The sequence below is a fragment of the Curtobacterium sp. MCSS17_011 genome, from assembly GCF_003224275.1.
GTDB lineage: Bacteria > Actinomycetota > Actinomycetes > Actinomycetales > Microbacteriaceae > Curtobacterium.
Genome location: NZ_QKLE01000010.1, coordinates 46,116 through 66,096 on the forward strand (window position 1 = coordinate 46,116; position 19,981 = coordinate 66,096).

23 protein-coding genes are annotated in these 19,981 nt (G+C 70.2%); 11 read left to right on the plus strand and 12 right to left on the minus strand.

Features of this window, described 5'->3' with window-relative positions; all coding sequences use genetic code 11:
- The first annotated feature begins 184 nt into the window (after positions 1-184).
- Complete coding sequence (locus tag DEJ17_RS09105) at positions 185-721, plus strand: TetR family transcriptional regulator (protein ID WP_258366740.1); 537 nt, start codon at positions 185-187, stop codon at positions 719-721.
- Between the two features lie 533 nt (positions 722-1,254).
- On the opposite strand, the gene DEJ17_RS09110 is transcribed toward DEJ17_RS09105, so the two are convergent.
- Complete coding sequence (locus tag DEJ17_RS09110) at positions 1,255-1,773, minus strand: GNAT family N-acetyltransferase (protein WP_110893191.1); 519 nt, start codon at positions 1,771-1,773, stop codon at positions 1,255-1,257.
- A 206-nt stretch (positions 1,774-1,979) separates the two neighbouring features.
- Positions 1,980-2,486, minus strand: a complete 507-nt coding sequence (locus DEJ17_RS09120; protein WP_110893193.1) for a MarR family winged helix-turn-helix transcriptional regulator — start codon at positions 2,484-2,486, stop codon at positions 1,980-1,982.
- 56 nt (positions 2,487-2,542) lie between these two features.
- Here DEJ17_RS09120 and DEJ17_RS09125 point away from each other — a divergent pair, with 56 nt between their 5' ends.
- A complete protein-coding gene (locus DEJ17_RS09125) occupies positions 2,543-3,739 on the plus strand; it encodes an FAD-dependent monooxygenase (protein WP_110893195.1) in 1,197 nt (398 codons plus the stop codon).
- 18 nt (positions 3,740-3,757) lie between these two features.
- Here DEJ17_RS09125 and DEJ17_RS09130 read toward each other — a convergent pair whose 3' ends face one another.
- Positions 3,758-4,468 carry an SDR family oxidoreductase gene (locus DEJ17_RS09130; RefSeq protein ID WP_110893197.1) on the minus strand — a complete coding sequence of 237 codons (711 nt, stop codon included), beginning with the start codon at positions 4,466-4,468 and terminating at the stop codon, positions 3,758-3,760.
- A gap of 55 nt (positions 4,469-4,523) precedes the next feature.
- Here DEJ17_RS09130 and DEJ17_RS09135 point away from each other — a divergent pair, with 55 nt between their 5' ends.
- Complete coding sequence (locus tag DEJ17_RS09135; protein ID WP_110893199.1) at positions 4,524-4,919, plus strand: MerR family transcriptional regulator; 396 nt, start codon at positions 4,524-4,526, stop codon at positions 4,917-4,919.
- Between the two features lie 10 nt (positions 4,920-4,929).
- Here DEJ17_RS09135 and DEJ17_RS09140 read toward each other — a convergent pair whose 3' ends face one another.
- Together DEJ17_RS09140 and DEJ17_RS09145 are read right to left on the minus strand one after the other, a co-directional pair.
- Positions 4,930-5,307: a VOC family protein gene (locus DEJ17_RS09140; protein ID WP_110893201.1), complete on the minus strand. Its 378-nt coding sequence runs from the start codon at positions 5,305-5,307 to the stop codon at positions 4,930-4,932.
- A 112-nt stretch (positions 5,308-5,419) separates the two neighbouring features.
- Positions 5,420-6,115, minus strand: a complete 696-nt coding sequence (locus tag DEJ17_RS09145; RefSeq protein WP_110893203.1) for a YafY family protein — start codon at positions 6,113-6,115, stop codon at positions 5,420-5,422.
- Between the two features lie 99 nt (positions 6,116-6,214).
- Between DEJ17_RS09145 and DEJ17_RS09150 the strand changes: the two genes are divergently transcribed.
- Entirely contained in the window at positions 6,215-6,778 is a 564-nt protein-coding gene (locus DEJ17_RS09150) for a hypothetical protein (RefSeq protein ID WP_110893205.1), read from the plus strand.
- 96 nt (positions 6,779-6,874) lie between these two features.
- Here DEJ17_RS09150 and DEJ17_RS09155 read toward each other — a convergent pair whose 3' ends face one another.
- The 3 genes from DEJ17_RS09155 to DEJ17_RS09165 all read right to left on the minus strand — a co-directional run bounded on the left by DEJ17_RS09155 (position 6,875) and on the right by DEJ17_RS09165 (position 9,179).
- Positions 6,875-7,654 (minus strand): hypothetical protein, encoded by a 780-nt coding sequence (locus tag DEJ17_RS09155; protein ID WP_110893207.1) that lies wholly within the window; start codon positions 7,652-7,654, stop codon positions 6,875-6,877.
- Between the two features lie 25 nt (positions 7,655-7,679).
- Entirely contained in the window at positions 7,680-8,219 is a 540-nt protein-coding gene (locus tag DEJ17_RS09160) for an RNA polymerase sigma factor (RefSeq protein WP_110893307.1), read from the minus strand.
- Between the two features lie 99 nt (positions 8,220-8,318).
- Positions 8,319-9,179, minus strand: a complete 861-nt coding sequence (locus DEJ17_RS09165; protein WP_110893209.1) for a helix-turn-helix transcriptional regulator — start codon at positions 9,177-9,179, stop codon at positions 8,319-8,321.
- 117 nt (positions 9,180-9,296) lie between these two features.
- On the opposite strand from DEJ17_RS09165, the gene DEJ17_RS09170 reads away from it, so the two are divergent.
- The 3 genes from DEJ17_RS09170 to DEJ17_RS09180 all read left to right on the plus strand — a co-directional run bounded on the left by DEJ17_RS09170 (position 9,297) and on the right by DEJ17_RS09180 (position 12,258).
- Positions 9,297-9,989: an SDR family NAD(P)-dependent oxidoreductase gene (locus DEJ17_RS09170; protein WP_110893211.1), complete on the plus strand. Its 693-nt coding sequence runs from the start codon at positions 9,297-9,299 to the stop codon at positions 9,987-9,989.
- 245 nt (positions 9,990-10,234) lie between these two features.
- Positions 10,235-11,047 carry an HAD-IIB family hydrolase gene (locus DEJ17_RS09175; RefSeq protein ID WP_110893309.1) on the plus strand — a complete coding sequence of 271 codons (813 nt, stop codon included), beginning with the start codon at positions 10,235-10,237 and terminating at the stop codon, positions 11,045-11,047.
- On the plus strand, positions 11,044-12,258 hold the full coding sequence (locus DEJ17_RS09180; protein WP_027464806.1) for a glycosyl transferase: 1,215 nt from the start codon (positions 11,044-11,046) through the stop codon (positions 12,256-12,258). The genes DEJ17_RS09175 and DEJ17_RS09180 overlap by 4 nt, the downstream gene beginning before the upstream one ends.
- Positions 12,259-12,359: 101 nt before the next feature.
- Here the strand turns inward: DEJ17_RS09180 and DEJ17_RS09185 are convergent, their stop codons facing one another.
- The gene (locus DEJ17_RS09185; protein WP_110893213.1) at positions 12,360-13,391 is read right to left on the minus strand and encodes an LLM class flavin-dependent oxidoreductase; all 1,032 of its coding nucleotides are present in this window, start codon (positions 13,389-13,391) and stop codon (positions 12,360-12,362) included.
- Positions 13,392-13,470: 79 nt separating this feature from the next.
- Positions 13,471-13,863 (minus strand): VOC family protein, encoded by a 393-nt coding sequence (locus DEJ17_RS09190; protein ID WP_110893215.1) that lies wholly within the window; start codon positions 13,861-13,863, stop codon positions 13,471-13,473.
- 70 nt (positions 13,864-13,933) lie between these two features.
- On the opposite strand from DEJ17_RS09190, the gene DEJ17_RS09195 reads away from it, so the two are divergent.
- From DEJ17_RS09195 to DEJ17_RS09210, 4 genes are all read left to right on the plus strand, one after another.
- Positions 13,934-14,800, plus strand: a complete 867-nt coding sequence (locus DEJ17_RS09195) for an SMP-30/gluconolactonase/LRE family protein (RefSeq protein ID WP_181421118.1) — start codon at positions 13,934-13,936, stop codon at positions 14,798-14,800.
- Positions 14,797-15,396: a hypothetical protein gene (locus DEJ17_RS09200; protein WP_146239672.1), complete on the plus strand. Its 600-nt coding sequence runs from the start codon at positions 14,797-14,799 to the stop codon at positions 15,394-15,396. Before DEJ17_RS09195 ends, DEJ17_RS09200 begins: the two co-directional genes overlap by 4 nt.
- 90 nt (positions 15,397-15,486) lie before the next feature.
- Complete coding sequence (locus DEJ17_RS09205; RefSeq protein WP_110893221.1) at positions 15,487-16,425, plus strand: phosphotransferase family protein; 939 nt, start codon at positions 15,487-15,489, stop codon at positions 16,423-16,425.
- A 202-nt stretch (positions 16,426-16,627) separates the two neighbouring features.
- Positions 16,628-17,635: an SPFH domain-containing protein gene (locus DEJ17_RS09210; RefSeq protein WP_258366743.1), complete on the plus strand. Its 1,008-nt coding sequence runs from the start codon at positions 16,628-16,630 to the stop codon at positions 17,633-17,635.
- A 189-nt stretch (positions 17,636-17,824) separates the two neighbouring features.
- Here the strand turns inward: DEJ17_RS09210 and DEJ17_RS09215 are convergent, their stop codons facing one another.
- Together DEJ17_RS09215 and DEJ17_RS09220 are read right to left on the minus strand one after the other, a co-directional pair.
- The gene (locus DEJ17_RS09215) at positions 17,825-19,093 is read right to left on the minus strand and encodes a sugar ABC transporter permease (protein ID WP_110893225.1); all 1,269 of its coding nucleotides are present in this window, start codon (positions 19,091-19,093) and stop codon (positions 17,825-17,827) included.
- Complete coding sequence (locus DEJ17_RS09220; RefSeq protein WP_110864792.1) at positions 19,090-19,854, minus strand: ATP-binding cassette domain-containing protein; 765 nt, start codon at positions 19,852-19,854, stop codon at positions 19,090-19,092. The genes DEJ17_RS09215 and DEJ17_RS09220 overlap by 4 nt, the downstream gene beginning before the upstream one ends.
- Positions 19,855-19,981 lie beyond the last annotated feature (127 nt).

Here is a 19,981-nt window from a genome sequence, read left to right on the forward strand (position 1 = left end):
GGAGTCCTCCGTGGGCTCGTCGTCGGAGTGAGCGTACGACCGATCCCGTCAAAACTCAACGCCTGTTGAGAAACGGTTCCCGCGGCCACCGCCGCGGTACGGTCTGGGCATGACGAAGCCCGACGACGGGCCCGGTGTGCCGCGAGTGGGACGACGCCCGGGCAGGTCCAGTACCAGGACGACGGTGCTCGCTGCGGCCAGCGCGCGGTTCGCTGCGGACGGTTTCGCGGGCACCACGATCCGTGTCATCGCTGCCGATGCTGGCGTTGATCCGTCACAGGTGATGCAGTTCTTCGGCTCGAAGGACGACCTGTTCGCCGCGGTGATGTCGGTGCCCGCCTCTGCACTGGCTCGGTTCGACACGGCGTTCGAAGGATCGAGTGATCAACTGGGGGAGCGTGTGGTGAGCGCGTTCCTGGCAGCGTGGGAAGCGCCCGGCACGGAATCGGAGCCGCTCATGGCGATGCTCCGCAGCGCCTTCGTCAACGAGAAGGCGACCGCGCAACTGCGGGAGTTCATCCAGTCACGACTCGAGCACGGCGCGGTGGGCGCAGATCAGGCCTCCAAGGCACTCCGGGCAGGGCTCGCCGCCGCCATGCTCGTCGGCATCGTCACGAGCCGCCAGGTCATCGGCGTCCCGACCGTCCTCGCCGCGGATCACGACCTCCTCGTCGCGACTGTCGGGCCAGCGATTCAGTCGGTTCTGGTCGGATCGGGCTGAGCTGCTTCCGGCGACCGAATCCCACTCGATCGCGCGCGAACGATCACGCATCGAACGGGTACAGAGCACCGGTCCGATCTCGTTGCTGACGGCCAGGGGAACCCTCTCTCCTGGTTGAGTGGGGCTGGTCCCTCTGCGTTGCGCCACAGCAGGCGACGGTGGATCCCTGTCCTGACCAAGGGTGCCTGGAGGACACACGAAGCTGCTGTTGACATCCGGAGGTGCCGAGGAGCCGAGCATCCTCGCGGCGCTCGTGGATCTCCTCGGCAAGCCGATCGAGGACAGTCGCGCTACTTCGGGGATCTCACGGGGAGGGCTGGGTATCCCTCGGCGTCCTCGATGGGCCAGCTGGGTCTGGGACGCCCACGTCTTCCTGGTCGACGGCGGCAACGCGTGGTCTCTGAGCCACTGGACACGATGATCACGGCTCGCCGACAAATGTTGCCGTCGTTGCCCGAAGCGGTCTGGGTCGGGGTGAGCGCCGGGAGCATGGGATCGTCGACCTCTCGATCGTCCCGCAGCGTCAGAGAGTGCTACTCGCTGGGCAGGTCTCGTGTCATGACGGCGCTGTCGTAGTTCTTCCCGGGGAAGTGGATGTCGTCCACGTGTGCAAAGCCCCATCGCGTGTACATCGCGATGAGGTGCTCGGCGGAGGCAGCGGTGTCGAGTCCGATCCTCGTGATTCCGTGACTGATCGCCCATGCACAGGCCGCGTCGAACAGCGTCTTCGCGACAGCGCGACCGCGCAGTTCCGGCCCGACGGCTACTTGGCACAGCCACCCTGTGTCTGACTGCTGGGCGTGCTCGGACAGCGAGCGGATGTCGTCCGGTGGAGGCACGGACATCGTCATGGTCGCTGACACCCGGCCCTGGTGTTCGACGACCCAGCAGACGCCTTCTGCCACCCGCCGTCGAGTCGTCGCGACGTCTTGCGTTGCCGCAGTGAAGTTCAACCCTGCTTCTTGCAACTCTCGGTAGGCCCGGTTCAGCAGAGTGGTCACCTCTTCGGCGTCCTCGGTGCGATAGCGTCGCGGCTCAACATCGTCGGTCACAGGGCAAGCCTAGGAGCTCGTCGAACGAAGCGGCTGTGCTCGGCCACCGTCCGGCGACGCTGTGGGTCGCGGCTGACACCCCTCGCGCTCACTCGTTCTACCGACGAAACGGTTTCATCGCCGACGGCGTCACCTCCAGGTCCGGCCCGATCGGAACGACGGTGCGACTCGTCCGCTGACCGATCGGACAACGAGGCGGCCAGTCCTCAACCGGGCATCTCCGACGGCGTCTGACCGCGGAGCCGGTCCGCGGCGTCCGATGCGGCACCGACCATGCGGCGGATGAACGCGGTGTGGTGCTCGAGCTCCGCAGCAGGGACCTGTTGCAGGGCGGCAGCGATCTCGGCGGTCGACATCTCCGTGAACGCCCGCGCACGTTCCCGCGCAGCCGGTGTCGGACGGAGGGTCACCCGGCGCCGGTCGGTGTGCTCGCGGCTGCGTGCAAGGAGACCAGCCGCCTCCAGACGGTTGAGCAGGACCGTCACGGATCCGGAGGTCATACCGATCCTCTGCCCGAGCCGTGCGGGCGACAGCGGATCGCCAGACGAGTCGGCCCAGAGCACCTGCCCGAGCGCGTTCGCATCGGTGGTCGGCAGGTCGAGCCAGGAGGACATCAGCTGGTTGAGTTCCGCGAACGCCACGGCCCACGCCTGGAGCGCTTCCATCACCTCGACCTGAGGTGCGTCCCACTCTGCCTCGAACACGTCGTCCATCAGACTCCTTTACTGTGTAGTATCTTTACTGTAAAGCCTAACCACGGAGGAGAACCATGGCAAACCGCACCGCTGTCATCTCAGGAGCCAGTATCGCTGGCCTGTCGACCGCCTACTGGCTCCGCCGGACCGGATGGGACGTGACCGTCATCGAACGAGCTGCTGCGTTCCGCGACGGCGGGCAGAACGTCGACGTTCGAGGGGTCGCGCGCGATGTTCTCGGCAGAATGGATCTGTTCGACGCCGTGAAAGCACGGAACACCACCGAGACCGGCACCGTCCTCGTCGACGGGCGAGGGGCCGTCACCGCCGAACTGCCCTCAGATGGGCCCGGCGGTGCGACAGCGGAACTCGAGATCCTGCGCGGCGACCTCGCTCGGACGATCCTCGAGAACCTGCCGCCCGGTGTCTCCTTCATCTACGGCGACACCGTGTCGGCCGTCGATGACGACGCTGCGGGAGTCGCCGTGACGACCGAGAAGGGGCAGCGCCTGAACGCGGACCTGTACGTCATCGCCGAGGGTGTGCGGTCCCGGACCCGTGCGATGGTCTTCGACGAGGACGACGTCGATCAGCGCGACCTCGACGTCACCATGGTGTTCGGGACCATCCCACGGACCGACGACGATGACGACCGTTGGCGGTGGCACAACGCCGTCCGCGGACGCCAGGTCCACCTCCGACCCGACCCGTACGGCACCACCCGCGCGATCCTCGCCTACTCTCCGGGGGACGACGTCATCGGTCTGAGCCGTGAGCAGACACTGGCGGCGGTGCGGCGCAGGTACGACGGAGTCGGGTGGGAGGCGCCGCGGGTCCTGGACGCGCTCGACACGTCCCCGGACGTCTACATCGACCAGCTCCAGCAGATCCGGATGCGGACCTGGCACCGCGGCCACGTCGTGATGGCCGGTGACGCCGGATGGTGCGTGACACCGATGGGTGGCGGCGGCGCCTCACTCGCGCTCACCGCCGGCTACGTCCTGGCGGCACAGCTCGCCGACGTGACGCAGGACCAGGAGGCAGCGCTGACCGCGTACGAGAAGTGGATGCGCCCGCTGGTCGACGATGTGCAGGACCTCCCTCGCGGACTCAAGGCCCTGGCGTACCCGCAGTCCCGACTCGCGCTCGCGCTCCGCGGGCTCCTGAACAAGGTGCTGATGTCACGGCCACTCCGACCCGTCGCCATGAAGCTCACCCAGGTCGCCGAGACCGATCGCGAGTTGCCGGTCCTGCAGGCCGTCGGCTCCTGAGGAGTCTTCGACCCGTCCCTACGACCCGAGCATCTGCGCCACCACCGCGTACAGCTCCTTGGGGTCGCCGGCGAGCATCTGCTTGATCAACGCGGCCTGCTCGTCCACCACGACCTCGTAGTCGTCGCGCTCGACCCCGTCCAGGGTCGCGCGCGCCACGTCCGCCGGGTCGGTCTTGGCCATCGAGACCCCCGCGGTCATGTCGGTGTCGGCCACTCCGAGGTGCACGGACATCACCGCGGTCCCTTGTCCGGCCAGCTCGTGGCGCAACGCGTTGCCCATGTTCCACAGGGCGGCCTTCGACACCGCGTAGGCGGAGGCCCCGGGCATGGCGAGCCACGAGGCGCCCGAGGCGATGTTCACGATGCTCCCACCGCCGTTCGCCGCCAGGACCGGCGCGAACGCGCGGATCACGGACAGGGTGCCCCAGACGTTCGTGTCCATGTCGGCGTGCGCTGCGTCCACATCGCCCAGCAGGGTCGCCGTGGTCGCGATCCCGGCGTTGTTGATCAGGAGATCGACGTCGGTGGCGACCGCGGCGGCCGCTGTGACAGACGCGGGGGAGGTGATGTCGAGGGCGAGGCGCTCGACGCCCTCGAGGTCGATCAGTTCAGGGCGTCGGGCGGTGGCGTACACCTTCGCCCCGCGTGTGATCAGCTGCGCGGCGAGGTGGCGTCCGATACCGCGGTTCGTGCCGGTGACGAGGGCAGTGGCTCCAGAGAGGTTCATGCCGCTACGGTAGAACCTGACGTCAACGTGAGAATCAAGCCCGAGGGACAGAACGATGCGGATCGGTGAACTCGCAGAACGGGCCGGTGTCAGCGTCCGGTCCCTGCGGTACTACGAGGAACAGGGGCTCCTCGAGTCGGAGCGGACCACGGGCGGACACCGGGAGTACCGCGAGCCCGACGTCACGCGGGTGCGCTTCATGCAGATGCTCTACGCGGCGGGCATGCCGAGCCGCCGGATCGTCGAACTCCTGCCCTTCCTCGACACCGGGGTGGCGACGCGGACGATGCTCGACCACTTCGACGAGGAGAGCGATCGCATCCGACGCCAGATCGAGGCCCTCGGTGCCACCCACGATCGCCTCGCGCGGCTCCGCGACATCGCGGCGGAGTCCGTCGCGGGGCGGCCGCCAGAGGAGTGCCGCTCGTCGGCGAACGCCGCCGCCGCCTGAGCACCCCCGACTAGCTGTCGGCGGCGGGCCTGCTGAACAGGTTGACGACGTTGCCGTCCGGGTCGCGGACCAGTGCGGAACGGTTGCCCCATGGCATCGTGGTCGGCTCGAGGATGACGTCGTCGCTCCTGGGCTGCAGTCCGGCGAAGTCGCCGTCGACGTCCGCGACCTCGAACTCGATGAGCACGGAACGGTTCGTCGTCGGCGTCAGTGCGCCGCCGAGCATGGCGACCGTGGCGGTGCTCGCGATCGCGAGGGTCCCACCCGGGCCGTTGAACTGCGCGAAGACCGGTGCGGGGCGCTCGGCCGGCTGGCCGGTGACCCGTTCGTAGAAGGCGACCATGCCCTCGAGGTCGTCGGTGATGATGCGGACGGATGCGAACGACATGGGGTTCCTCACGGTGGTGCTGCTGACTCGGAGCGACCAGCTTCACCAGCCGCCGCGACACCGTCCTGTCGGTGTTTCCGGAAACCGATCGCGTTTCCGGAAACCGACCACGCTAGTCGTCGAGGACCGGCCGGAGCCGTCCGTACTGGATCGCGAGGTCCTCGGATCGAAGGACGCGCTGGGCCGGCCGCTCGTCGGTGACCTCGACGGACAACATCCGGTCGCCGCGGAACGCCCGCACCCCGTCGCGGGTCCGGCACCAGGCGATCAGGTACCACTGACCGTCCTTCCCGATCGACCCCAGCGGTTCGACGTCGCGGACGGACTCCGCTCCGCCGGCATCCCGGTACCGGAGCCGCACCACTCGATCCGCACGCAGGGCAGCCGCGAACTCGGCCGGGGCGACCGTGTCCTCGTCGTCCTCCAGGAAGTGCACCCGGGAGGCCAGCGCACTGGCTCGTGCGGCATCCCCGGCGGGCATCACCGCGAGCGTCTTCCTGGCCGCGGTCTGCGCCGCGTGCCGGAACGGACTGCGCCCCAGCGAGCCGAGCCCGATCAGCACCGCGAGGGCCTCGTCCGGCGTGAAGCCCGCCGGGCCGAGCGTGGCGGACGCGTCGATGACGTACCCGCCGGTCCGGCCGGGCTCCGCCCAGATGGGCAGACCCGACTGCTGCAGCGCGGAGATGTCCCGTTCGATGGTCCGGACCGACACCTCGAACCGCTCCGCGAGACGACGCGCGCTCCGCGGCTGAGGGGAGACGGCGCGCAACTCCTCCACGATGCCGTAGAGCCGGTCGGTGCGATTCACATCGCCATCTTCGCTGTCGCCCCGACGTTCCGTCAGATCCACGCCGTTTCGTCTGCCACGTGCTCGTGGGGCTCGCGTCCGTCGGCCTCGGCTGCGGGGGTGTCCGCAGCCCTGACCGTCGAACTCCTCCGGAGGTTCGGCGTCGCTCTCGAGCCCGGGTTGTCCGATCGGGAACTGGCCCGGGCCGAGCGTCGGTACGGCGTTCGGTTCGGCGCGGACCACCGAGCCCTGCTCTCCCTCGCGCTGCCGAGCGGGGACGGGTGGTTCGACTGGCGCGCTCGGAACGACGAGCGACTGCGGCGAGCGATCCGGTGGCCGGTCGAGGGTGCCCTGTTCGACGTCCGTCACGACGCCTTCTGGCTCGGGTCGTGGGGCGAGCGACCCGGCGACGAGTCGCAGCGTCTCGAGGTGGCTGAGCGGCACCTGCGGCAGTGGCCGCAGCTGGTGCCGTTGTACTCGCACCGCTACCTGCCTGCCGCGCCGCTCGGTAGCGGGGCGCCGGTCTTCTCGGTCTACCAGACGGACGTGGTCATCTACGGCGATGATCTCGTCGACTCCGTCAAGCGGGAGTTCCGGCCGGATCGTACCGAGTGGGAGACCAGCGTCGGGATGCACGACCTGGAGCCGTGGTCGCTGCTCGCCTTCGGCGAGGACGTGCCCTGAACGCAACGAGCGGATCGGACTGCCGGCGGTCCTGAACGCGACGGCTGACGGACTGGAGGCACGGTGCCAGCTGGCAGCGCGCCTCCAGTCCGTCGGTCAGTCCGTCCAGGTCTGCTGGACGAGCGCTCTCAGGAGGCCGTCGGTCGGGACGTTCGACTGCGTGACCGCGATCCAGGTGTCGCCGCGCACGAAGAACGTGTGCGTCGTCTCCACCTGATCCGAGTAGTACATCGACGTCTCGGTGTGCTGGCACGAACGTCCACCGAGCGTGTCGGTGCAGGTCCAGTCCTCGTCGGCGACGGCGCGGAGGCGAGCCTGCAGGACGTCACGGTCTGCCGTGCCCATCTCGAGGAACAGCTGCTCGTCGCCCTCGGAGGTGCCGCCGGGTGACCAGGAACAGACCAGCTCCGCGTCCTCCTTGAACGGGATCTCGGGGTCGATGTAGTAGTCGGTCCTTCCGGCCGGTACCTGGGGTCGGAACTGGGTGATCTCCAGCGAACCGAACAAGCGCGGAGCATCGGCGGCCGGCACGGCGTCGGTGCACGCCCCGGGGATCGTCGCCGTGGAGTCGGCCGGCGCGGGGGTCGGCGTGATGCGGGCCGCGGACGGTGACGGTGACCCGGTCGGTGCCGGTGTCGGCGTTGCCGCGGAGGGTGCGGGTGCGGGGGCTGCGGCGAAGGGCGTCGGAACGAGTCCGAGCGCCACCGAACCGCTCGCGGTCCCGATGCCGAGCACGGCGATCAACGCCACGATGAGGCCGACGCGACGGTGTTTGGCGGCCGGGCGGGGCTCGTCGTGCATGCCCCGGACGACCTGCTGCCGCATGCCGGCGAGCATCCGCTGCATCTCGTCGCCACCGGGCGGCTCGTTGGTCATCGGGGACACGTGGTCGGTTCGTCGTTCATCGTTCATCGTTCGTCACCGCCTTCTTGATCCGTGCACGGGACCGCCACACGCGCTGGGTGACGGCGCCGACGCTCATGCCGAGCAGGTCGGCGGCCTCGGCGTAGGAGCGGCCCTCGATGAGGCAGAGCTCGCACACCTGGCGATCGAGTGGTGCGAGCGCGTCGATCTCGGCGCGGACCCACCGCAGCCGTTCGCGGGCGTCGTCGTCCGGCTCAGGCGCTGCGAGCTCGTCGGGCAGGTCGACGCCCTCGTGTCGCCGCTGCTGTCGCCGCAGGTTCGCGGCGTGGTTCCGGCACACGACGAGCAGCCACGGCAGGAGTGACTCCCCGGGGACCTCCACGGTGTCGGCCTTCTGCCACAGGGTCAGGAACGCGTCCTGCACGATCTCCTCGACGTCCATGCGCCGCGTGACCAGTGCCCACGTGTACCGGGTCATGGCCTCGGCGTGACGGTCGAACAACGCGGTGACCGCACTGCGGTCGCCGCGCGCTGCTGCCGCCACGAGCGCGCTGTCCGGCTCGGCTGATCGGTCCATGTCCACCCCCTTCACTTGCGCAGTGTGCACGGAGGGGACATCCTCACAGATCAGTGGCCGCCGGGCGTGTCGCGGCCGGGGCCGCCATTGCGCGGATCGTCATCGCTCGACGACGTCCGCTGCACGGATGGCGCGCACCCGCAGGAAGTCGAGCTTGTCGGCGTCGGGGCCGCTCTCGGGCGTGGAGTAGACGACGAGCTTGATGTCGGAGTCGGGGACGGTGACGACGTCGCAGTCCAGGACCACGTCACCGACGATCGGGTTGTGCACCGTCTTCACGAGCGACTGGTGCGCCGCGGCTCGTCCTTCGTCCCAGTACCCGGCGAAGCGTTCGCTCTCGGACCGGAGCCGAGCGATGAACGCGCGGAACGCCGGGTCTCCGCCGAGGCTGCCGGCCGTGCGCCTGAGGTCGGCGACGAGCGCCCGCTCGAACGGCTCCGGTCCACCGTGCGCCGTCGCGATCTCGGCGACGCGGTTGTCGAGGAACGTCTGCACGATCAGGTTCTGTTCGGGGTCCCCGCGCACCGACGGCGCGTCGAACAGTGCCTGCCAGAGCGGCGTGGAGTGCAGCAGTGTCCAGTCGGCGGCGAACACGGCGAGCGGCAGGTCACCCATCCGGACGAGCATCCGCTGGACTCCGGGCGGGATGTGGCGGGACACCACACCAGCCCGGGGAGACGCCAGACCGGCGGCACGGTGGAACAGGTCCGTCTGGGCACGGTCGAGCTGGAGCGCACGAGCGAGTGCCTGGACGACCTGCGCCGAGGGGGTGCGGGAGCGGCCCTGCTCGAGCCGCATCACGTAGTCGGCGCTGACCCCCGCGAGCTGCGCGAGTTCCTCACGGCGGAGTCCGGCCGTCCTGCGCCGACCGTACGACTCCATCCCGACGTCCTCGGGGGTCAGCCGGCGGCGCCACGATCGAAGGAGATCGCCGAGGGCTTCGACCTGGTCTGTGGACACCCGACCATTCTCCGCGTGTGGACCCGCCGCTGGGTAGGACTGTCCTTCCGTGGCTGGAGATCCCGCAGCGCCGCACGCTGGTCACCTCACCACCAGCAACGAGCTCGAAGGAGATCCATGACGAACACCCTCATCACGGGCGGCAACAAGGGCATCGGCCGCGAGACCGCGCGACGGCTGATCGCCGCCGGGCACACCGTGTGGATCGGTGCCCGCGACACCGATCGCGGTCGGCGAGCCGCCGACGAACTCGGCGCCTCGTTCGTGCAGCTCGACGTCACGGACGACGCTTCCGTCGCCGCGGCCGCCGCGACGATCGGTGACCAGGCGGGGCACCTCGACGTGCTGATCAACAACGCCGGCATCCTCGGGGACGTCACCGCGCCCGAGGACATGACCGTCGACCAGTTGCGCGACGTCTACGAGACGAACGTCTTCGGCGTCGTGCGGGTGACGAACGCGTTCCTGCCGGTCCTCCGGCGGTCCGCTGTGCCCTCGGTGATCAACGTGACGAGCGGCCTCGGGTCGTTCACGATGATCCACGACCCCGAACGCGTCGAGTCGCAGTACCCGCTCGCGGCGTACGGGTCGTCGAAGACCGCGGTCACGATGCTGACCATGCAGTACGCGAAGACGACGCCCGACGTCCGCTTCAACGCGGTGGACCCCGGCCAGACCGCGACGGAGTTCACCGGGAACCTCGGGCACAGCGTCGAGGAGGGCGCCGACGCGGCCGTCCGCGTTGCGACCCTCGGTGCTGACACGCCGACCGGCACCGTCACGGATCGCGAGGGCACCCTGCCCTGGTGACGGCGCGGCGGTCCCCGCGCCGTGACGGACTGGAGGCGCGGTGCCAGCTGGCACGGTCCCTCCAGGCACGGCCGTCACCCCGCTGGCGCGGTGCGCCGGTACCGGCTGGTGGGGCCCACCTCCAGTCCGTCCGCTGGTCGCGTCGCGCGACCGACGCCGGCTCGTTCACCCAACCGACGCATGCGCGTGGCAGGGTGGTCCGGGGCATCGTCGCCCGCAGCCCAGCCAGCCGCAAGCGGAGCACGATGCCAACACCCGACCTGATGATCGTCACGGACCTCGACGGGACGTTCCTCGACCACCACGACTACTCGTTCGACGCGGCCCTGCCGATGCTGGAACAGCTGCGGGCGGACGACGTCCCCGTGGTGTTCTGCAGCAGCAAGACGCGGGCCGAGATCACGGCGCTGCAGGCACGCACCGGGCTCGACGGGCACGCGTTCGTGGCGGAGAACGGCGCGGTCGTGGTCGGACCGGCGGGCGACGTGCTGGTCGGACCGGTCGACGGCGACCTCGAGCGGCTGCACGCAGGACTCGACCGCGTCCACCGTGAACTGCATCTGCAGTTCTCGACCTTCTCGGGTGTGACCGACGCCGTCGTCGCCGACTGGACCGGACTCGACGTCGCCGCTGCGAGTGCTGCCCGGGCCCGCGAAGCGTCCGAGGTGCTGCTCTGGCACGCCGAGGACGACGACCGGGCGGACGCGTTCCGCGCGGCGCTCGCCGCGGTCGGCCTCGACCTGGTGCGCGGCGGCCGGTTCTGGCACGTGCTGCCGGCGAGCCGCGACAAGGGTGCGGCTGTCCGGATGCTGATCGCCGACCACGAGCGCCGGACCGGCACGGTCCCGCGCACGATCGGACTCGGTGACGGACCGAACGACACGGCGATGCTCGACGCGGTCGACTTCGCCGTCGTGATCCGCGGGCACGGCCCGGCACCCGGACCCCTCGCGGACGACCGACCCGAGCGCGTCCACCGCACGACCGCCCCCGGCCCGCAGGGGTGGACCGAGGGCCTCACCCGGTTCACCACCCCGTCCGTCAGGAGCCACCGATGAGCGACTTCCACCAGAACGGCGTCATCACGACGTTCCACGACCTCGGTCGCCGCAGCACCGCGAGCCTGGAGGAGGACCTGCGGGGCTTCGCCGAGAAGCGCCCGATGAGCCTGATCCTGCCGGCGCTGTACTCCGAGCTCGAGCGTCCGGCCCTGTCGCGCATCGTCGACGAGCTGGCCGAGGCCGACTGGCTCAGCGAGATCGTGATCGGGCTCGACCGGGCCGACCGCTCGCAGTTCGAGCACGCCCGCGAGTTCTTCTCGCGGCTGCCGCAGCGGCACCGGATCCTGTGGAACGACGGGCCGCGGCTGCGCGAGCTCGACGCCGAACTGGAGCGTGCGGGACTGGCGCCGGGGGAGCCGGGCAAAGGCAGGAACGTCTGGTACTGCACCGGGTACGCCCTGGCGTCGGAGCGGGCGGACTGCATCGCCCTGCACGACTGCGACATCACGACCTACGAGCGTGGCATGCTCGCGCGGCTGTTCTACCCGGTCGCGAACCCCGCGTTCGACTACGAGTTCTCGAAGGGCTACTACGCCCGCGTCGCCGACGGCCGGATCAACGGTCGCGCCGCACGGCTGCTCGTCGGGCCCCTGCTCCGCTCGCTCCGCCAGGTCTACGGGGAGTCCGAGTACCTGGAGTACCTCAGCAGCTTCCGGTACCCGCTGTCCGGCGAGTTCGCGATGCGTGCCCACGTGCTGAACGGCCTGAAGATCCCCGGCGACTGGGGACTCGAGATCGGCATGCTCTCCGAGGTCTACCGCGACTACGCGACCCGGCAGGTGTGCCAGGTGGAGATCGCCGACGCGTACGACCACAAGCACCAGCCCCTCGCCGAGGCCGACGGCACCGGCGGCCTGGCACGGATGGGCAACGACATCGTGCAGTCGCTGCTCCGGAAGCTCGCGACGATGGGCGTCCCGCTCACGTCCGACTCGTTCCGCGTGCTCAAGGCGACGTACTACCGGAACGCGCTCGACATCGTCGAGGTCTACCGGCACGAAGCCGAGATGAGCGGGCTCGCGTTCGACCAGCACGCCGAGGAAGCCGCGGTGGAGCTCTTCACCAAGGCGATCCTCGACGCTGGCGGCGCCTTCACGGCGCGGCCGAACGACAAGCCGTTCATCCCGAGCTGGAGCCGGGTGCGTTCAGCGGTGCCGGACGTGCTCGACCGGCTGCGGGACGCGGTGGAGGCGGACCAGCAGGACTGATCCGGCGCCCTGCGCGCGCGCCTTGGGCGCGAGTCAACGGCGGACGGGAGGCACGGTGCCAGCTGGCACCGTGCCTCCCGTCCGCCGGTCTGGCGCCGTTCTCAGGCCGCGCGCTGCGGCGCCCAGCCGAGCTCCGGGCCAAGACGCTCCGCGATGTCCGTGATGATCTGCGCGTAGTCGTCGGGCTCGAACGAGAACGGGAGCGCGAAGGCGACCTCGGTGACCGCCTGGTAGCCGACGTCGGCACGGAGCCGGTCCGCGATCTCGGTCGACGTGCCCACCAGGTCGGCGGCGAAGAGCATCCCGGCGGGGCCCATCGGCACGCCGACGCGACCGGAGCGGCTGTCGACGTAGGCGCGGTAGCGGGCTTCCTGATCGGCCGTCGCGGTGTCGGTCGGGATGACGACCAGGCCCTGCGAGACGCGAGCGGCAGCAGGGTCGGGGTGGACGTCGAGGTAGGCGTCGATCTGGGCGCGCTGGTTCGTCGCGAAGTCGGTGCCGACCTCACTGCGGGTGACGCTCGAGGTGAGCAGGTGGAAGCCGTTCTCGCCCGCCCACACAGCCGACTTCGTGCTGCCGGTGCCGTACCAGATCCGGTCGGCCAGGCCGGCGCTGTGCGGCTGGACGGTGCTCGCGAACTCCTCGATGCCGCGGCGTTCGACGGTCTCGGTCGCCGTCACCGGGTCACCGCGCACCAGGTCACGGAAGCGCAGGAGCCGGTCGTTGCCGAGGTCCTCGTGCTCCAGGGTGTCGGGGTAGATCGCGTCGCGGTACAGGTCGAAGTGCATCGGTGTGCCGACCGAGAAGCCGGGGTTCAGACGGCCGCCGAGCAGGACGTCGACCGTGCTGAGGTCCTCCGCCAGGCGGAACGGGTTCTCCGCGCCGAGCGGGGTGACGGCGGTACCGAGGTCGATGCGGGAGGTGCGCTGCGAGGCGGCGGCCAGCACCGCGACGGGGGAGGAGATGCCGTGCTGCAGGTGACGGTGGCGCAGCCAGGCGCTGTCGAAGCCCAGGGTCTCGGCGCGCTCGATCACGCGCAGGGTGTCCTCGTGGCCCTCGGACGGTCGTGCGGGGTCGAACGACCCGATCGTCAGGAAGCCGAGCCGGTGCAGGGGAGTTCCATCGAGGGGCATGGGTCGATCGTGCCAGACGCGTCGTGCCCGGTCCGTCGTGTCCGGGGCGTCGCCCAGGCCCAGGCCCCGGTCTTGCGGGTCAGGGTCGGGTCTCCTTGATCAGTGCCTCGACGTTGTTGCCGTCCGGGTCGGACACGAACGCGGTGTACGCGTGGTACTCCGGCCAGTAGCGCGGCTCGTGCCGTGACACCCCGCCGGCGGCGACGGCCTCTCGGTGGAAGGCATCGACCTCGCTCCGTGAACCGGCCTCGAACGCCAGGTGGAGTCCGCGCGTCGTCGCCTCGGGGCTGCGGGCGGTCTCGAGCGAGACGCTCGGGGTGTCGTCCCCGTGCTGCCAGAACTCGGCGACGGAGTCCGTGCGGTAGCCCGCCCCGATGCCGAGGGGCGCGAGGGCGGCGGTGTAGAACGCGGCGCTCGCGGCGAAGTCGCTGGCGAAGACGCCCAGGTGGTGGATGAGGTGACGACCCGGCATGGGACGACCCTAGGCCGCCGTCACGGCATCCGTCCGGGCAGTGTCCTGGTCCCGCTGGCAGGCTGGATCCGTGCACATCACCCTCGACTCCGCGACCGACATCGTCATCTCCGGCATCCGCTTCCCGGAGGGCAACCGCTGGCACGACGGACGGCTCTGGTACTCCGACATGCACACCGGCCAGGTGTTCTCGGTCGACCCGTCCTCGACCGACGGCCCCCGGCTCGAGGCCACCGTCGACGGGCAGTCGTCGGGGCTCGGCTGGCTCGCCGACGGGCGTCTGATCATCAGCTCGATGGAGTCCCGCACGGTCGTCGCCGTCGAGCCGGACGGCAGCACCTCGGTGTTCGCCGACCTCTCCACGATCGAGTCGTCGCTCGTGAACGACCTGGTCGTCGATGCCCACACCGGCCGGACCTACATCGGTGCCTTCGGCTACGACCTGTACGCGGGCGAGGAACTGCGCCCCGGCCCGCTCTACGTGATCGACCCCGACGGCTCGGTCCGCCTCGCCGCCGAGGGCCTGGTGTTCCCGAACAGCGCCAACATCCTGCCCGGCACCCGGACCCTGGTGGTCAGCGAGACGTGGGGTGGCCGGCTCACCGCGTTCGACATCGAGGACGACGGTTCGCTGACCGGGCGGCGCGAGTGGGCAGCCCTGCCCGGTGGTGTGACCCCGGACGGCAGCACCGTCGACCGTGACGGCGCGATCTGGGTCTGCTCGGTCGACACGGGGGAGTTCCTGCGGGTCGTCGAGGGCGGCGAGGTGACGGACCGCATCGACGCACCCGGCGACTGCGCGATCGACTGTGCGCTCGGTGGTGAGGACGGTCGCACCCTCTACCTGGCGACCGCCGACAGCTACGATCCGGCCGTGACGGCGACGACGCGCGCCGGTCGGATCAGTTCGGTGCGGGTCGAGGTGCCGGGGTGGTGAACCCGAGCGACCTCGCCGAGGCGACGCGTCGTGCCGAGCACCTGGTCGAGCACGGGCCGACGGTGGTCGTCATGTCGCAGCAGGCGGGGTTCGCCGGCCTGTCGATCCTGTGGGCGTTCATCAGCGTTCCCTCCGTGCTCCGCACCGAATCGGTGATCTGGTTCCTGTTCGCCCTGGCCGGAGCGGTCGTGAACGTGACCGCCTGGGGCCGTGCTCGACGCCACGGCAGGCTGCTGCCCTACCTCGTCGAGACGCCGGAGCAGCCGCTCGGCGCGCTCACCCCGGCGGACCGCAAGTCCGTCACCCGACAGATCAGCGGACGGGCACCGGTGACGCCCGAGACCGTGCCGCTCGTGCGGGCGATGCTCGCGTGGCACCGACGCTCCACCCGGGCCTCGGCCCCGACCCTGATCGGCACCGGGCTGAGCCTGGTGGGACTCGGAGGGGCCTCGGCCACGACGTTCGGATGGGGTTGGGCGTTCTTGGTGTTCATCGCCGTCGTCGTGGTGTTCGTCACGGTCGCGACGGTGATCGGCGTGCGTCGAAGCCGCCGGGTCCTGGCCGAGCTGGACCGGGCAGGGACGCCGGTCTCCTGAGCTCGGGTATGCCGCCTCCAGCGTCGGTCAGCGTGGGTACGGTGAGGCCGAGTCGGACAGTCAAGGTCCGGGGGAGGCCAGGCTGGTCCCATGTCGGACGAGGTTGTCGAGCAGGAGTGGTTCCGAGCCGTCCTGCGCTCCGTCGGCGGATCGGTGGACCGGATCGAACGACTGCACGGCGGGGCGGTGAACCACGCCTACCGGGTGGACCGCGCGGGTGCTGCACCAGTGGTCGTGCGCTTCCCGGTCGACCCGCTCCGGCAGGACGAGTACCCCGTCGAGTCATGGGCCGCACGGAGTGCGAGCCGGGTCGGCATCCCGGTACCCGAACCGCTCGCCCACGGGTCGGAGGGCGGTGTCCCCTTCTCGGTGTCGGAGTACGTCGCGCCTGACCCACGACCGATCGACCGCCCGTGGCGGTGGCTCGGTAGCGCAGCGCAAGCCGTCGCCACGATCCCGCTCGTCGATGCGCCTCGGTCGTTGTTCTCGCGGTTCGGCGGCGACCTCCGACTCGCCTGGACCGCGCACCTTGACTACAACCTCGATGCGCTCGGCGACGACGATCCGTTGTTCCGTGACGGCGCGTACGGGTCGCCGGACCGGGTGCGTGGGCGTCTCGCCCCGCTGTCGGAGGCGCAGTTCGAGTTCGGGCTGGCCCACAGCGACCTCGCACCTCGCAACCTGGTCTCCCGCGGTCCGGACCGGTCGCCGGTGCTCATCGACTGGGGTGCCGCGGAGACCGGGCCGGCACCGTTGACGGACGCACGCCGGGTCTTCGCGTGGACGTTCATCGACGAGTCCGTCACCCGCGCGGACCACGACGACTTCATGACGGCTGCCGGACTCGCGTCGGACGACGACCACCGGCGGCTCGCGTCGATGACCGCGCTGCACCTGCTCGACGTCACCCGGTGGGCGCGTGACCGGCGACCGGACCTGTACGACGAGTACCTCGGGCGCTGCTGCAGCGGACTCGAGCGCATCGAGGAGATCGTCGGACCGGCCCAGCCCATGCGGCGCGCGCCCTGAGCGAGCCGCTCGGTGCGAGGTTGCACACCTGGCGCGAGGCGCCAGGGTCCCACCAGGTGTACAACCTCGCACCAGGCGACACGGACACCAGGCGACACGGACACCAGGCGACACGGCCCGCCACGCACACACGCGCACCCGCGTCACCCGCACCCCTCCCGGTACGGCAGACTCGACGGACAAGCATCCAGGAGTGATCGTCATGTTCGTCGCCGCCATCGTCTTCCTCGTCATCGCGCTCGTCGCGCTCTTCTTCCGAACACGCACCTACTCCACCCCCGCACGACCGGCCACCCCCGGTCGCGAGGCACGCCCCGCCGTCCCCACCCGTCGTCCGAACCTCATCGCCGCGTGGACTGCAGCCGCCGCCGGCGTCCTGTTCGTCGGGCTCACGCTCGGCAGCACCCTGTACGCGCAGGACACGGGCGAGTCGAAGGTCCAGGTGGACATCTCCGGCAACATCGTCGGGCAGACCACGGACTCCGGGTTCCACTTCAAGGCGCCGTGGGCCACGCTCCACACGTTCAACATCCGCAACCAGACCGTCACCTACATCAACGCGGTGAACGGCTCCGACTCGGACAACAACGGCAACGTCCGCTCCGGCCCGTACGTCACGGTGCAGGACCAGGACGGCGTCTCGTCGAACGTCAGCCTCAACCTGCAGTACAGCATCGACGCGAAGTCCGTCACCGACATCTACCGGTCGTACAAGACCGAGGAGAACTTCAAGACGCAGTTCATCGGGAACTCGGTGCGCAGCGTCGTCCGCCAGGTGCCGAACGACTTCACCACCATCGAGCTCATCACCAAGCGCGGCACCGTCGAGAAGGCGATGATCCAGGCGCTCGAGACGCGGTGGAAGGGCTCGGGCGTGCACGTCGACAACTTCGCGCTGCAGGAGATCACCCCGCCGAAGTCGGTCATCGACGCCTACGCCACGGCGCAGCAGGCACAGATCCAGGTCACGAAGGAGCGCGCGCTGCTCGACGCCAAGAAGGTGCAGGCGCAGCAGCAGGTCGCCGAGGCACAGGGTCAGGCCGACGCCAACGAGGTCCTCAACGAGCACCCGCTCTCCGACGCCGCCCTCAAGCAGCGGGAGATCGAGGCCCTCAAGAGCGCCGGCGACAACGGCTCCCTGATCGTCGTGCCGCAGGGCACCGACAACATCCTGAGCCTGCCGGGCACCTCGGGTTCGAAGAGCAAGTAGCGCGCGCCGAGCCACCGCCCAGTCACCGAGACGCCTCCGTTTTCGCCAGGTGTCTCGCGCACGGGGCGGCGCCGGGGTACACGACGGCGTCTTCCGGATCCGAGACGCTCGCCGAGACGGACGGGAGGCACGGTGCCAGCTGGCACCGTGCCTCCCGGTCCGTCGCCGTGGCGGGGTCCAGGGCCCCGCTCAGGCCGCGCCGTGACTGGCGCGGCTGCGCCGCGAGAGCGAGTCGATGATGACGGCCAGCAGCAGGACCGCGCCGGTGATCATGTAGCGGATCGACGAGTCGAGGCTCAACAGGGTGAGCCCGTTCGAGATCGACTGGATCACGATGATGCCGAGCAGCGCCGACCAGGCGCTGCCACGGCCGCCGAACAGGCTGGTCCCGCCGATGACGGCGGCGGCGATCGCGTTGAGGTTCGTGTCACCCGCGCCGGACGACAGACTCGCCGAGTTCAGGCGGGCGGCGGCGAGGATGCCGCCGACGGCGGCGAAGAGCGAGGTCAGCATGAACACCGAGATGTAGATGCGGTTCACCCGGATGCCGGAGCGTCGTGCGGCCTCGACGTTGCCGCCGACCGCGAAGACCGAGCGGCCCCAGCGGGTGCGCTTCAGCACGAAGTTCATCAGCACGACGAGCACGATGAAGAACACGAACGAGGTGCCGGTGCCGAAGTCGCGTGACAGGTACCAGACCATCAGCGCGAGGCCGAGGAACAGGGCGACGGCCTTCACGATGGTCAGGGACATCGCCCCGGTCGACAGTCCGGCACGGCGGCGGCGGGCAGCGCGGCGGACCTCGGTGAAGAAGAGTCCTCCGGCGGCCAGGACGGCCAGCAGGTAGGCGAGCCACGGCGGCAGGTACGAGGCCGAGGCGAACTGCACGATCGGCGAGTCGTACGGCAGGTTGATCGAGCCGTTCGGTCCGAGGATGAGCAGCTGGAGCCCGAGGAACCCGAGCAGACCGGCGAGCGTGATGACGAAGCTCGGCACCCCGAAGCGGGTGAACAGCAGCCCGTAGAGCAGGCCGGCGGCGGCACCGACGGCCAGGGCGACGGTGAGCACGAGCCACAGCGGCCAGCCGAGCGTGGTGAGGCCCTGGCCGAGGATCGCCGCGGAGAGCCCGCTGACGCTGCCGACGGACAGGTCGATCTCGCCGAGCAGCAGCACGAGCACGATGCCGATCGCGATGGTGCCGACCGCGGCGCACTGCAGGGCGAGGTTGACCAGGTTGCCCGGGGACAGGAAGTCGGGGGAGAGCGCCTGGAACACCGCCCAGATGACGATGAGCCCGACGACCACCGGCAGCGAACCGATGTCGCCACCGCGGACCCGGCGCACGAACGCCTTCGCCGCCCCGCCGAGCCCAGCGTCCCGCAGGAGCCGCTCGTCTTGCAGGTCCGCGGCAGAGGGCGTCGGCGTCGCTGCGGTGAGGGTCTCGTCGGTCTTGCTCATGCGGAGGTCTCCTGCTCGGTCCGGGCGGCGGCGCGACGGGTGACGGCGTTGTCGGTGGCGCCGGTGATGGCCGCGATGATCTCCTCGTAGGAGACGTCGTCGATGCGGAACGTGCCGTTGTTGCGCCCGAGGCGCAGGACCGCGACCCGGTCGGCGACGGCCTGCACGTCCGCGAGGTTGTGGCTGATGAGGACGACGCCGAGTCCGCGCTCGCGCAGGCGTTCGACGAGGTTCAGGACCTCGGCGGTCTGCGCGACACCGAGTGCGGCGGTGGGCTCGTCGAGGACGACCACCTGTGGGTCGCCGATCAGCGAGCGGGCGATCGCCACGGTCTGCCGCTGCCCGCCGGACAGCGACGCGATCGGGATCCGCACCGACGGGATCCGCGCGGCGAGCTGCTGGAGGAGCTCCCACGAGCGGCGCTCCATCTCCTCTTCGTCGAGGAACGGGTGGGCGATCTCGCGGCCGAGGAACAGGTTCGAGACCACGTCGAGGTTGTCGGCGAGGGCGAGGTCCTGGAACACCGTCGCGATGCCGAGGGTCTGGGCCGCCGCCGGGTTCGGGACGCTGACCTCGTCGCCGCCGAACGTGATCGTGCCGCCGTCCGGCGTGTAGACCCCGGCGAGGATCTTCACGAACGTCGACTTGCCGGCGCCGTTGTCGCCGACGATGGCGACCACCTCGCCCGGGTAGACGTCGAAGTCGATGTCGCTGAGGGCCTGGACGGCGCCGAACCGCTTGGTGATCCCGCGCAGGGACATCACCGGTTCGGCGGAGGGGTGTGCTGCTGGTGACGCGTTGCTCACGGGTGTCGTGCTCACGGGTGTCGTCCTCGATCGGTGAGGCCCGCCCGGTCCGCAGTCGGACCGGGCGGGCAGAGGGGGTCGG

What these genes read in the sequence shown, in the direction of transcription:
- DEJ17_RS09130 (WP_110893197.1), bottom strand. Translation starts at nt 4,468, where the DNA reads ATGAACCTCTCTGGAGCCACTGCCCTCGTCACCGGCACGAACCGCGGT.
- DEJ17_RS09170 (WP_110893211.1), top strand. Translation starts at nt 9,297, where the DNA reads ATGACGAACACCCTCATCACGGGCGGCAACAAGGGCATCGGCCGCGAG.
- DEJ17_RS09205 (WP_110893221.1), top strand. Translation starts at nt 15,487, where the DNA reads ATGTCGGACGAGGTTGTCGAGCAGGAGTGGTTCCGAGCCGTCCTGCGC.
- DEJ17_RS09220 (WP_110864792.1), bottom strand. Translation starts at nt 19,854, where the DNA reads ATGTCCCTGCGCGGGATCACCAAGCGGTTCGGCGCCGTCCAGGCCCTC.
- DEJ17_RS09140 (WP_110893201.1), bottom strand. Translation starts at nt 5,307, where the DNA reads ATGTCGTTCGCATCCGTCCGCATCATCACCGACGACCTCGAGGGCATG.
- DEJ17_RS09160 (WP_110893307.1), bottom strand. Translation starts at nt 8,219, where the DNA reads ATGGACCGATCAGCCGAGCCGGACAGCGCGCTCGTGGCGGCAGCAGCG.
- DEJ17_RS09135 (WP_110893199.1), top strand. Translation starts at nt 4,524, where the DNA reads ATGCGGATCGGTGAACTCGCAGAACGGGCCGGTGTCAGCGTCCGGTCC.
- DEJ17_RS09155 (WP_110893207.1), bottom strand. Translation starts at nt 7,654, where the DNA reads ATGACCAACGAGCCGCCCGGTGGCGACGAGATGCAGCGGATGCTCGCC.
- DEJ17_RS09120 (WP_110893193.1), bottom strand. Translation starts at nt 2,486, where the DNA reads ATGGACGACGTGTTCGAGGCAGAGTGGGACGCACCTCAGGTCGAGGTG.
- DEJ17_RS09215 (WP_110893225.1), bottom strand. Translation starts at nt 19,093, where the DNA reads ATGAGCAAGACCGACGAGACCCTCACCGCAGCGACGCCGACGCCCTCT.
- DEJ17_RS09190 (WP_110893215.1), bottom strand. Translation starts at nt 13,863, where the DNA reads ATGCCGGGTCGTCACCTCATCCACCACCTGGGCGTCTTCGCCAGCGAC.
- DEJ17_RS09175 (WP_110893309.1), top strand. Translation starts at nt 10,235, where the DNA reads ATGCCAACACCCGACCTGATGATCGTCACGGACCTCGACGGGACGTTC.
- DEJ17_RS09125 (WP_110893195.1), top strand. Translation starts at nt 2,543, where the DNA reads ATGGCAAACCGCACCGCTGTCATCTCAGGAGCCAGTATCGCTGGCCTG.
- DEJ17_RS09180 (WP_027464806.1), top strand. Translation starts at nt 11,044, where the DNA reads ATGAGCGACTTCCACCAGAACGGCGTCATCACGACGTTCCACGACCTC.
- DEJ17_RS09185 (WP_110893213.1), bottom strand. Translation starts at nt 13,391, where the DNA reads ATGCCCCTCGATGGAACTCCCCTGCACCGGCTCGGCTTCCTGACGATC.
- DEJ17_RS09210 (WP_258366743.1), top strand. Translation starts at nt 16,628, where the DNA reads ATGTTCGTCGCCGCCATCGTCTTCCTCGTCATCGCGCTCGTCGCGCTC.